Annotated in this window: 9 protein-coding genes; 4 read left to right on the top strand and 5 right to left on the bottom strand. The window is 74.0% G+C overall.

The window, feature by feature from the left end:
• The first annotated feature begins 42 nt into the window (after positions 1–42).
• The 4 genes from rbfA (at position 43) to ACE1OA_RS09360 (ending at position 6128) form a co-directional block, all read left to right on the top strand.
• Entirely contained in the window at positions 43–492 is a 450-nt protein-coding gene (rbfA, locus tag ACE1OA_RS09375) for a 30S ribosome-binding factor RbfA (RefSeq protein ID WP_147979960.1), read from the top strand.
• Positions 489–1388 carry a tRNA pseudouridine(55) synthase TruB gene (truB, locus tag ACE1OA_RS09370; RefSeq protein ID WP_356604372.1) on the top strand — a complete coding sequence of 300 codons (900 nt, stop codon included), beginning with the start codon at positions 489–491 and terminating at the stop codon, positions 1386–1388. The genes rbfA and truB overlap by 4 nt, the downstream gene beginning before the upstream one ends.
• Positions 1389–1606: 218 nt before the next feature.
• On the top strand, positions 1607–5143 hold the full coding sequence (locus ACE1OA_RS09365; protein ID WP_432752627.1) for a trypsin-like peptidase domain-containing protein: 3537 nt from the start codon (positions 1607–1609) through the stop codon (positions 5141–5143).
• Between the two features lie 31 nt (positions 5144–5174).
• Positions 5175–6128: a bifunctional riboflavin kinase/FAD synthetase gene (locus ACE1OA_RS09360; protein WP_356609364.1), complete on the top strand. Its 954-nt coding sequence runs from the start codon at positions 5175–5177 to the stop codon at positions 6126–6128.
• 93 nt (positions 6129–6221) lie between these two features.
• Here ACE1OA_RS09360 and ACE1OA_RS09355 read toward each other — a convergent pair whose 3' ends face one another.
• The 5 genes from ACE1OA_RS09355 to ACE1OA_RS09335 are packed head-to-tail and all read right to left on the bottom strand — an operon-like array spanning position 6222 to position 12086.
• Complete coding sequence (locus ACE1OA_RS09355; protein ID WP_356609362.1) at positions 6222–7322, bottom strand: ABC transporter ATP-binding protein; 1101 nt, start codon at positions 7320–7322, stop codon at positions 6222–6224.
• On the bottom strand, positions 7319–8284 hold the full coding sequence (locus ACE1OA_RS09350; RefSeq protein ID WP_356609360.1) for an ABC transporter ATP-binding protein: 966 nt from the start codon (positions 8282–8284) through the stop codon (positions 7319–7321). The genes ACE1OA_RS09355 and ACE1OA_RS09350 overlap by 4 nt, the downstream gene beginning before the upstream one ends.
• Positions 8281–9171: an ABC transporter permease gene (locus ACE1OA_RS09345; protein WP_147979965.1), complete on the bottom strand. Its 891-nt coding sequence runs from the start codon at positions 9169–9171 to the stop codon at positions 8281–8283. Before ACE1OA_RS09345 ends, ACE1OA_RS09350 begins: the two co-directional genes overlap by 4 nt.
• Positions 9168–10229 (bottom strand): ABC transporter permease, encoded by a 1062-nt coding sequence (locus ACE1OA_RS09340; RefSeq protein ID WP_356609358.1) that lies wholly within the window; start codon positions 10227–10229, stop codon positions 9168–9170. The genes ACE1OA_RS09345 and ACE1OA_RS09340 overlap by 4 nt, the downstream gene beginning before the upstream one ends.
• Positions 10230–10232: 3 nt before the next feature.
• A complete protein-coding gene (locus ACE1OA_RS09335; protein ID WP_384871560.1) occupies positions 10233–12086 on the bottom strand; it encodes an ABC transporter substrate-binding protein in 1854 nt (617 codons plus the stop codon).
• Positions 12087–12222: the final 136 nt, after the last annotated feature.

Genomic DNA, 12222 nt, shown 5'->3' with positions numbered 1-12222 from the left:
AAGTACGAGTCGTACGAGAAGTACGAAAGAGGAGAAGGACCAGTGGCCGACAACGCGCGGGCGAAGAAGCTGGCGGACCTCATCCGGGAGGTGGTCGCCGAGAAGCTGCAGCGCGGCATCAAGGACCCGCGCCTGGGTACGCACGTGACCATCACGGACACCCGCGTCACCGGTGACCTGCGGGAGGCCACGGTCTTCTACACGGTCTACGGCGACGACGAGGAGCGGGCCAGCGCCGCAGCGGGCCTGGAGAGCGCCAAGGGCATCCTGCGGTCCGCCGTCGGCGCCGCGGCCGGGACGAAGTTCACCCCGACGCTGACCTTCGTCGCGGACGCCCTTCCGGAGACCGCCAAGACGATCGAGGACCTCCTCGACAAGGCGCGGGCCTCGGACGCCAAGGTGCGGGAGGCGTCCTCGGGCGCCGCCTACGCCGGCGAGGCCGACCCGTACCGCAAGCCGGACGAGGACGAGGACGGCACGACCGCCGAATGAGCACGCAGAACAAGACGCCCGACGGCCTTGTCATCGTCGACAAGCCGTCGGGCTTCACTTCGCACGATGTCGTGGCCAAGATGCGCGGGATCGCCAGGACCCGTCGCGTCGGCCACGCCGGCACGCTCGACCCCATGGCCACGGGCGTCCTCGTCCTCGGCGTGGAGCGGGCGACCAAGCTGCTCGGTCACCTCGCGCTGACCGAGAAGGAGTACCTCGGCACCATCCGGCTCGGCCAGACCACGGTCACCGACGACGCCGAGGGCGAGATCACCGCCTCCGTGGACGCGTCCGGGGTCACCCGGGAAGGCATCGACGCGGGCGTGGCCGAACTGACCGGCGCCATCATGCAGGTGCCGTCGAAGGTCTCCGCCATCAAGATCGACGGCAAGCGCTCGTACGCGCGCGTGCGCGGCGGCGAGGAGTTCGAGATCCCGGCCCGTCCGGTGACCGTCTCCTCCTTCCGGGTCTACGACGTCCGCGAGGCCGTCGCCGAGGACGGCACGCCGGTGGTCGACCTGGTCGTCTCGGTGGTGTGCTCCTCCGGGACGTACATCCGGGCGCTCGCCCGGGACCTCGGCGCGGGACTCGGCGTGGGCGGGCACCTGACCGCCCTGCGCCGCACCCGGGTCGGCCCGTACAAGCTGGACGCCGCGAAGACCCTCGAGCAGCTCCAGGAGGAGCTGACCGTCATGCCGGTCGCCGAGGCCGCCTCGGCGGCGTTCCCCCGCTGGGACGTCGACGAGAAGCGGGCCCGGCTGCTGCTGAACGGGGTCCGTCTGGAGATGCCGGCGTACCCGCCGGGTCCGGTCGCGGTCTTCGGCCCCGAGGGCGGACTGCTCGCCCTGGTCGAGGAGCAGAAGGGCAAGGCCAAGAGCCTGGCCGTCTTCGGCTGACGCCCTCCGGCGTTCCCTCGGCTCACTTCGCCGTCTCCTCGTGGGGGCGGGCACGCGCGCGTGCCCGCCCCCACGCCCCCCCTCGAAGGACTGTCTGTCCACCGCCGCCACCCATCTCACCCGTTCGGGCAGGCGCTCGGAGTGAACCGGGGGAGCGGACGGGGCGCTTTCGCGGTGCGCGCTTCTCCCGGTGATCACCGCCGACCTAACGTCGACCCATGGCATGCGGGGACCTGGCGACACTGGTACGGATCTGCGATCCGGCGGGACTGCCCCGGGGGACCGGGTTCCTCGCCGACGACCGCGGCACCGTCGTCACCGCCCACGAGGTCGTCGACGGACTCTCCCGGGTCGTCGTGCACGCCCCCGGCGCCCGGACGTGCCTCTCCGCGGCGGACGCCGTCACCCCGCTGCCCGAGCACGGCCTCGCCCTGGTGCGCACCGAAGGGCTCGGCGTCCCCCCGCTGCCGATCGCGCAACGGCCCGCGGCCGAGCCCGGCGAGTACGTCCGGATCGCCGCCCACGGCTGGCGGGAGGCCCGGGTCCTCGGCACCGGGCCCGCCACCTACACGGCCGGCGGCCGCAGCCACCTGATCGGCGACGCCCTCGCCCTGGCCGTCGGCACCGAGGGCGCCGAAGCGCTGCGGCCCGGCGGCCGGGCGGCGGGCGGACCCGTCCTGGACCCCGCCACCGGCGCCGTCCTCGGCGTCCTCGGGACGATGCTGCACGGCGACCGGCCGGCCGCCGGACACGCCGTCCCGCCCGCGGCCGCCCGGCCGCTGGCGGCGCTGCTCCGGCAGAACGCCGCCACCGTCCCCTGCTACGGACGCGACCTGAACCTGGCGGGCGTCCTGGAGCTCACCGCCACCTGCACCGCCCTCGCCACCGCCGGCGGCGCGGGGGCCGCGGGCGGCGCCCCCGGCCACCGGACCGCCGACGGCACCCCGCAGCCGTGGCCCGTACCCGTCGAGCGGGCCGACTGCACGCGGGCGTTCGCCGCCTTCGCGGCGGCCCCGGCCCCGGTCCTCGCCCTCGTCGGCGTCCCCGGCAGCGGGCGGACCACCGCCCTCGCGGCCCACTGCGCCCACCGGGCCCGGGGAGCGGAGCCCGCCCCCACCGTCTGGCTGCGGGGCGCCGACCTGCGCACCGACGACGACACCGTCGCCGCCGCCGTCGGCCGCGCCCTGGAACGGGCCGGCCGGATCGTCGCCGCGTCCGGCGCGCGCGGCGACGTCACGACCGCCACCCCCGAGCGCGTGGCCGCCCTCGCCCGGGACGCCGGCCGACCGCTGCTGGTCGTCCTCGACGGCCCGGAGGAGATGCCGCCCGCCCTCGCCGCCCGCCTCGCCGCGTGGACACGGGGGACCGAACGCTGGCTCCGCGCCCACGGCGTCCGGCTGCTGCTCGGCTGCCGGCCGGAGCACTGGGAACAGGCCCGGCCGCTCTACGGGCCCGGCGGCGCCGCCGACCCCGTCCTCCTCGGCGACCTGTCCGAGGAGGAGGCACGGACCGCGCGGGAGCGCTACGGGCTCGCGGACACCGATCTCGCCGCCGAGGACGCCCGGCACCCGCTCGCGCTGCGGCTGCTCGCCGAGGTACGGGCGGCACTGCCCGCGGACGTGCCGGGCCGGCCGGGACGCACGGAGATCCTCACCGCACACCTCGACCTGGTGTGCCTGCGGATCGCGGTGCGGATCGCCGCGGCCCGCCACCCCGTCCCGCGCGGCGCCGCCGTGCGCCGGCTCGCGGCGAAGGTCTCGGGACAGGTCCACGAGGCCGCCCGCCGCTGCCTCGGCCCCGGGCAGGGCGCGCTCGACCGCGCGTCCTTCGAGACGCTCTTCCCGTGGAGCACGGGCTGGGCGCCGGCCGTCCTGGCCGAGGGCCTCCTCGTGCCCGCGGGCGACGGATACCGCTTCGGCCACGAGGAACTCGCCGACCGTCTCCAGGGCGCGCACCTCGACGTCGACGGCGCCCTGCACACCCTGGTCCACCGCGACCGGACCACGGTCGCGGACGGGCCCCCGTGCGCCGCCCCCGTCCCGCGCCACCGGATCGGCCCGGTCCTGCAGGCCCTGCTCCAGCTCGCCCGGGACGACGGCACCGCGGCCCTCGTGCCCCGGCTGGCCGCCCTGGCCGAATCCCTGGACCGCCGCGCGGACGCCGACCTCGGCGGCACCGACGAGGCGTGGTGGGCGGCCCGTCTGCTGGCCGGGACCCTGCTCGGACTGCCCGACCCCCGGCCCTGCCTGCCGGTCCTGCGCCTCCTGGCGGACCGGATCGGCCGCCGGCGGCCGGAACCCCCGACCGTCCCGCAGCCGCGCGGCCCCGTCGCGGTCCCGCCCGTCGGGTCCGGCACACCGTCCCCCACCCCCGGACCGTCCGGAGTGTTCGCCCCCTTCGACCCCGCGTTCTGGGAGGCGCTGCGCCTCGGCGAGGACGAGCGGATGGACCTGCTGCGGCGCCTCGTGACCGCCGACCCCGCGCCCGGCGGCCCGGCCGGCCCGGCCCGGTACCTGGACACCGTGGCCGCCCGGCTGGCCGCCCGGCCCCGGGACGTGCAGCCGGCGCTCTGCCGCTGGTTCACCGACGTGCGCGCGCTGCCCGCGGCCCCGCACGCCACGGTCGCGACCGCCGCCCAGGCGCTGCTCCACACCCACCGCCGGCTCGCCGCCGACGACCTGTGCGAGGCACTCGTCGCCACCGCGCACCCGCTGGCCGAAGGGCTGCTCGCCGCGCTCGCCGAGGACGAGCCGGCCGCCGTCGCCCGGGCCGTCGACCGCTGGGCGCACGACGACGGCCGCCCGGAGCGGCGCGCGGCGGCCGCGGCGTACGGCAGCCTCGTCGCCGGACACGTCACGACCGGACCCGACCGCGAGCTCCTGCGCTACGCCGCGCTCGCCCTGCTCGCCCGGCCCGGTGATCCCGCCCTCCACGGACCCGCCCTCGGGCTGCTGGTCCGCGACCCGCACAGCCGTCCCCGGCACCTGGCACGCGCACTGGCCGATCCGACCGTCCCGGCGGCGGCGCTCGCCGCCGCCCTCACCACCCACCCCGAGCCGGTCCTCGCCGCCTTCCGCGACCGCCTGGACACCGCCGGGGCCGAGCGGGCCGGCGAGGTCCTGCGCGTCCTCGCCGGCCTCACCACGCCCGCCCTCGCCCGCCGGGCCGCCGCCCTCGTCCGCGACCACGCCGGCCGCCACCCCGAGAACGCCGGGCCGGTCGCCGCCTTCGTCGACCGCCGCCTCGAGGACGGCCCCACCGCCCGAGCCGTCCTCTTCCCCCTGGTCACGGGCCTGATCCTGGGCCATCCGGCGGAGGTCCGGTGTGCCCTGGCGCCCGTCCTCGCCGCGCCCGGCACCGGCGCCTCCCGGCTCCTGCGGAGCGAGCTCCTCGACGTACTCCTCCACTTCGAGTACGACCGGACGCGGGATCCCGCCGTCCTCGACGCCCTGCTGCGCGCCGCCGCCCTCGACTGCGAGCGCCGCACGGAAGGCCGCACCCGGGACCTCGTCCACAGTGTCGGGCTGCTCCTGGTGCGCACTCCGCAGGGTGCCACCCGCTTCGACCGGCGCCTGGTCGAGCTCGCGCGCGAAGTCCCCCGTTTCGGCGTGCTGCTGGTGGGCTGGCTGTCGGCCGCTCCGGACGACTGGGCCCTGCTCGTCGGCCCGAGCACCCGCCGTACCCTGTCGGGCCCCGGCAGTTCCATGCCGATGCGAACGGACGGCCGGGGACATGGCAGTCTTAGACCTGCGTAATCGGCGAACAGGCGGACGAGGAGCGGTCACAGTGCAGCGCTGGCGTGGCTTGGAGGACATCCCCCAGGACTGGGGGCGCAGTGTTGTCACCATCGGCTCCTACGACGGTGTGCACCGCGGGCACCAGCTGATCATCGGACGGGCGGTGGAGCGCGCCCGCGAGCTGGGCGTCCCCGCGGTCGTCGTCACCTTCGACCCGCACCCCTCCGAGGTCGTGCGGCCCGGCAGCCACCCGCCGCTGCTCGCCCCGCACCACCGGCGGGCGGAGCTCATGGCGGAGCTGGGCGTGGACGCGGTGCTGATCCTGCCCTTCACGGCCGAGTTCTCGCAGCTGTCCCCGGCGGACTTCATCGTGAAGGTCCTGGTCGACAAGCTGCACGCGAAGGCCGTCATCGAGGGCCCGAACTTCCGCTTCGGTCACCGGGCGGCCGGCAACGTCGCCTTCCTGACGGAACTGGGCGCGACCTACGACTACGAGGTCGAGGTCATCGACCTGTACGTGAGCGGCACCGCGGGCGGCGGGGATCCGTTCTCCTCCACGCTCACCCGCCGGCTGGTCTCCGAGGGCGACATGGCGGGTGCCGCCGAGATCCTCGGCCGGCCGCACCGCGTCGAGGGCGTGGTCGTGCGCGGAGCGCAGCGGGGCCGCGAGCTCGGCTTCCCGACGGCCAACGTCGAGACCCTGCCGCACACGGCGATCCCGGCGGACGGCGTGTACGCAGGCTGGCTGACGGCCGACGGCGAGCGGATGCCGGCGGCGATCTCGGTCGGCACGAACCCCCAGTTCAACGGCACGGAGCGGACCGTCGAGGCGTACGCCATCGACCGTGAGGGACTCGACCTGTACGGCCTGCACGTGGCCGTGGACTTCCTCGCGTACGTCCGGGGGATGCTGAAGTTCGACACCCTGGACGACCTGCTCGTCGCCATGGCGGCGGACGTCAAGCGGTGCCGCGAGCTGACCGAGGCCTACGACCTGCGGTAAGAACCGTCCCCTCCGGGCGACGGGGCCGGGGCGCCACCGGCCCCCGCCCGTCCGGTGCGCGGCGGGCGGCCGGCTCGACTCCCCGGAACCCGCTCAGCTCCCGGCGGCCGCCCAGTGGCAGGCCGCGTCGCGTGTCCCGTCACCGGACAGGACCGGCAGGGCCTCGCCCCGGCAACGGTCCGCGACCGCGGCGGCCCGGCCCGAGGCCAGGACGTGGCAGCGGGCGTGGAACCGGCAGCCGGACGGGATTCGGGAGGGGTCCGGCGGCTCGCCCGTCAGGATCACCGGCTCCGTCCCCGACTCGGGCAGCACGGACAACAGCGCCTGCGTGTACGGATGCCGAGGGGACGTCAGGACCGACTCCACGGTCCCGGTCTCCACGATCCGCCCCAGGTACATCACCGCCACCCGGTCCGCGATGTTCCAGGCCAGGCCCAGATCGTGCGTCACCACCAGCGCCGACAGACCCAGTTCGTCCCGCAGGCGCAGCAGCAGCGCCAGGATCTCGCCCCGCACCGACGCGTCCAGCGAGGCCACCGGCTCGTCCGCGACGATCAGTTCGGGCTCCAGCACCAGGGCGCCCGCGATGACGACCCGCTGCCGCTGCCCGCCGGACAGCTCGTGCGGGTAGCGCAGGAAGAAGCGCTCCGGCGGGCGCAGACCGGCGCGCGCCAGCGCCCCGGCCACGGCCGCCCGCTCGTCCCCCTGGTAGCCGTGGATGCGCAGCCCCTCCGCCACCGCCTCGTAGACCGTGTGCCGCGGGTTCAGCGAGCCACTGGGGTCCTGGAGGACGAGCTGGGCCCGCTTCCGGTACGCCTTCAGGGCGCGGGAGGTGTACGACAGCGGCTCGCCGGCGAAGGTGATCCCGCCGGACGTCGGCGGCACCAGCCCGAGCAGCGAGCGCGCCAGCGTCGTCTTGCCGCAGCCGGACTCCCCCACCAGGGCCACGATCTCGCCCGCGCCGATGTCCAGGTCCACCCCGTCCACGGCGCGCGCGGCCGGCGCGCCGCGCCGCCCGGGGAAGGTGACGTGCAGTCCGGACGCCGACAACAGCGGGCCCGTCACCCGGTCCCCGTCCGCGCCCGCCCGCGGACCCGGTCCGCTCTTCTCCGCGGTAGCCCCGTCCGCTTCCGGGGAAGGCCCCACGGGCTCCGGGGGCTCCGGGGCCGAGGCGTCCGACACCACCGTGCTCATGACGTGCTCCCGACGTGTACGCAGGCCGCCCGGCGCTCCGCGCCCGCCACCCGCAGCTCCTGGTCCCGCTCGCCGCACTCCTCCACCGCCACCGGACAGCGCGGGTGGAACGCGCAGCCGGCCGGCAGGTCCGCCGGGTCCGGCGGATCGCCCGGCAGCCCGCGCGGCGCCCGCCGGGACGCCGGGTCGCCGATCCGGGGGAAGGCCGAGGACAGCGCCCGCCCGTAAGGGTGCTGCGCGGCCTCGTACACCTCCCGCGCCGGGCCCTCTTCGACCACCCGGCCCGCGTACATCACCGCGAGCCGGTCGCAGGTCTCGGCGAGCACGGCCAGGTCGTGGCTGATCATCAGCAGGCTGATGTCCTCGTCGGCCACCAGCCGCTCGATCAGCCGCAGGATCTGCGCCTGGATCATCACGTCCAGCGCGGTCGTCGGCTCGTCGGCCACGATCAACCGCGGGTCGCAGGCAAGGGCCATCGCGATCATCACCCGCTGCCGCTGCCCGCCCGAGAGCTCGTGCGGGTACGCCTGGGCCCGCGACGCGGGCAGCCCCACCTGTTCCAGGAGCGCGCCGACCCGTGTGCGCGCGGCGGCCGGGGTCGCCCGCCCGTGCACGAGCAGCGGCTCGGCGATCTGGTCGCCGATCCGCTGCACCGCGTTCAGCGAGTGCATCGCTCCCTGGAAGACGATCGACGCCCCCGCCCAGCGCACCGCCCGCAGCCGGCCCCACTTCATCGCCAGCACGTCCTCGCCGTCGAGCAGGATCTCGCCGGTCAGCCGGGCCGTGGGCGGCAGCAGCCGCAGCATCGCCAGCGCCATCGTCGACTTCCCGCAGCCGGACTCGCCGGCCACGCCGAGCTTGCGTCCCGGCGCCAGGGTCAGGTCGACACCGCGCACGGCGGGGACGGCGGACCCTCCCGTGCCGTACGTCACCGTCAGATTCCGTACTTCGAGCAGGCTCAACGCCCCACCCCCAGCTTCGGGTTGAGAACGGCCTCGATGGCCCGTCCGCACAGCGTGAAGGCGAGCGCCACGAGGGCGATCGCGATGCCGGGCGGGGCCAGGTACCACCAGTGGCCGGAGGAGACCGCGCCCGCCTCCCGGGCGTCCTGGAGCATGCCGCCCCATGAGACCACCGTCGGGTCGCCCAGCCCGAGGAAGGCCAGCGTCGCCTCGGTGAGGATCGCGGTGGAGATGCCCAGCGTGGTCTGCGCGAGCACCAGTGGCATGACGTTGGGCAGCACGTGCCGGGTCATGACGTGCCCGTGCCCGCCGCCCAGCGCGGTGGCCCGTTCGATGTACGGCCGGGACTCCACCGCGATCGTCTGCGCGCGCACCAGCCGGGCGGTGGTCGGCCAGCTGGTGACGCCGATCGCCAGGATCACCGTCCACATGGACCGGTCCATGACCGTGGCCAGCACGATCGCGAGGACGAGCGTCGGCATCACCAGGAACCAGTCGGTGACACGCATGACGACGGTGGAGAACCAGCCGCCGTAGTGGCCCGCGATGATCCCGACCAGGGTGCCGATGGCGACCGACAGCGTCGCCGCGAGCAGTCCCACCAGCAGGGAGATCCGCGCGCCCCAGATCAGCAGCCCGAGCAGGGACCGGCCGAACTGGTCCGTGCCGAGCGGGAACTCCGCGCTCGGCGACTCCAGCGCGGTGCCGGGGGCGTTCGTCACCGACTGCACGTCCGCACCGACGGTCAGCGGGGCCGTGACCGCCAGCAGGGCGATCAGGGCGAGCCCCGCCAGGCCGTAGAGCCCGGCGCGGTGGCCGCGGTACTGCCGCCAGAAGCGGGACACGGCGTTCCTGCGCCGGGTCCACGTCAGAGAGGTCGTCGTCATCGGCCCACCCGGGGGTCGAGCAGCGGATAGAGCAGGTCGGCGATCAGGTTCATCAGGATCATCGCGCCGGCGAAGACCACGAACAGGCCCTGGACGAGCGGCAGGTCGGGCACGCTGAGCGCCTGGTAGAACAGGCCGCCGAGGCCGGGCCACGAGAAGACCGTCTCGACCAGGATCGAGCCGGCCGCCACGTGCCCCAGGTTGATGAAGACCATCGTCACCGTCGGCAGGAGTGCGTTGGGCACCGCGTGCCGGCGCCGGACGACGTCGTCGCGCAGTCCCTTGGCCCGGGCCGTCGTCAGGTAGTCGCTGCCCATCTCGTCCAGCAGCGAGGAACGCATCACGAGCAGCGTCTGGGCGTAGCCGACGGCGACCAGGGTGACCACCGGCAGGACCAGGTGGTGGGCGACGTCGAGCGCGTACGCGAAGCCCGTCTCGCCGGTCCCCGACTCCATGCCGCCGGTCGGGAAGAGGCCCGGGATCGGACCGACGCCGACGGAGAAGACGATGATCAGCAGCAGGCCCAGCCAGAACGACGGCACGGACCACAGGGTCAGCGCGAGGCCGGTGTTCACCCGGTCGCCGAGCCCGCCGTGGTTCCAGGCGGAGCGGGTGCCGAGCCAGAGCCCCAGCGCCGAGTAGACGAGGACGGCCACGCCGGTCAGCAGCAGGGTCGCGGGGAGCTTCTGCGCGATCAGCTCGCCGACCGGGGCGTGGAACTGGTACGAGGTGCCGAGATCGCCGCTCAGCGCCTTGGTGCAGTACTCGGCGAACTGCTGCCACAGCGGCAGGTCGAGCCCGAACTGCCGGCGCAGGGTCGCCAGCTGCTCGGCCGAGGTCGGGATGCCGTGCGTCATCGCCTTGACCGGGTCACCGGGGATGATCCGGAACAGGAAGAAGCTGGTGACCAGCACGGCGAGCAGCGAGACCGCCGCGCCGCCCAGCTTGCCCGCCACGTAGCGGAGGTAGTGGAGGGCCGTACCGGTGCGAGAGGCGCCGTCCGTGGCGCGGACCTGTCCGGTCCGCGCCACGTCGGCGGGGGTGCTTGCCGTCGTCACGGACTACTCGCGGTCGTCGGCGGTGGAGCGGCGCCGCAGGCCGAGGAGGACGCCGAGACCGACCACGACCACCACGGCCGCGCCGATGCCCACGATCACTCCGGTGGAGGAGCCGCCGTCCGAGCCGGAACCGCCGGCCGAGGCCGTCGGCACGGCCGACCACCAGCTCCAGTAGCCGTCCTGGCCCCACAGGTTGCCTGCCGCCTCCGGCATCGTCGTGATCGACTTGATCTGGTCCGTTCGGTACGCCTCGAGGGCGTTCGGGTACGCCATGATGTTCATGTACCCGGTGTCGTACAGCCTGGACTGCATCTGCTTCACCAGATCCGCCCGCTTGGCGGCGTCGTACTCCACCGCCTGCTGCGCGTACAGCGCGTCGAACTGCTGGTCGCAGATGAAGTTGTCGGTGGCGCCGGAGTCCTTCGGCGTCGCCGGCAGGGTGCCGCAGGTGTGGATCGACAGCACGTAGTCCGGGTCGGGGTTCACCGACCACCCGTCGAAGGCCAGGTCGTAGTCGCCCTTGAGCCAGGGGTCGCTGACGCTGTCGAGGCACTCGACCTTCAGGCCGATGCCGAGCTCGCCCCACCACTCCTGGAGGTACTTGCCGATCGCCTTGTCGTTCGGGTCGGTGGCGTGACACAGGATCCGGAAGTCCAGCGGCCTGCCGTCCTTGCCGACGCGCTTGCCCTGGCCGTTCTTCTTGTACCCGGCCTGGTCGAGGACCTGCGCGGCCCTGGCGGGGTCGTAGGCCAGCTTCTGCGCGCCCCCGGGCTTCCAGAAGTAGGAGCCGAAGCGCGGCGGGATGTAGCCCTCGCCCTCGACGGCGTGGCCCTGGAAGACCTTGTCGACGATCGTGGTGCGGTCCACGGCGAGGAAGAGCGCCTTGCGGACGGCGGGGTCGAGCAGCGCCGGGTGGCCGTTGCCGAAGGTCTTGCCGTCCTTGGAACGGGCGCCCGGGTTGGTGGCGAGCGCGAAGAAGCGCCGGCCGGGGGCGTCGTTGACCTTGATGTTCTTCGCGGTCTTCAGCGCGTCGGCCTGAGCGGGCGTGAGGTTCGGTACGAAGGACACCTCGCCCTTCTGCAGCGCGGCGACGGCCGCGTCACCGTCCTTGTAGTACTTGAACACCAGCTCGTCGAACTTCGGTGCGCCGCGCCAGAAGGACTTGTTCGGCTTCAGCTTGATGTACTGGTCGACCTTGAAGTCCGTGATGACGTACGGGCCGTTGCCGACGATCGGGAACTGCTTGTCGTTGTTGAACTTCGAGAAGTCGCCGACCTTCTCCCAGACGTGCTTGGGCACGATCGGCACGTCGAGCGCCGTCATGGTGGCCTGAGGCTTCTTCAGCTCGATGACCAGCGTCTGCGGGTCGGGTGCGCTGACCTTCTTGAAGTTCGCCGTGAAGCTGCCGTTGGCGGTGGCGGCGTTCTCGTCCGTCATCATCTTGGTGAAGGTCCAGGCCGCGTCCTCGGCGGTGGCCTGCTGCCCGTCGGACCACTTCGAGTCCTTGCGGATCGTGTAGGTCCAGGTCAGCTTGTCCGGTGACGACGTCCACGAGGTCGCCAGGCCCGGGATGGGCTTGGCGTCCTTCGGGTCGTAGTTCGTCAGGTACTCGTAGGCCAACCGGTGGATGCTGGTCGAGGTGAGCTTCTGGGCGAGGAACGGGCTCAGCGAGTCGATGCTCTGGGAGACCGCCACGGTGAGCGTGTTGCCGCCGTTCTTGGCGTCGCCCTCGGCGGCCGGCGCGGCCTGGGCGGCCTGCGGCACGGCCGCCAGCGTGGTGGCGGTGACCCCTGCGGCGAGGAGGAGTCGGACGAGTCTGCGTGGGGCGACCGGACGGGGTGGAACCTTCGTGACCATGACCATGGGACGTGACCTCGCGTCGTGGATCTTGGGGCGCCAACTGGTGAAGCGAAGGTCTATCAGCGGTGGCCGACATGCGTCAACGATGACTCAAACCCCTTGTGGGCTGCGGGAATGCGATGAGGCTCCGCAT

This window comes from Streptomyces sp. JL2001 (genome assembly GCF_050917515.1).
Taxonomy (GTDB): domain Bacteria; phylum Actinomycetota; class Actinomycetes; order Streptomycetales; family Streptomycetaceae; genus Streptomyces.
Note: the sequence above shows the minus strand (reverse complement) of the source record. Positions and strands in the feature narration are given on the sequence as shown.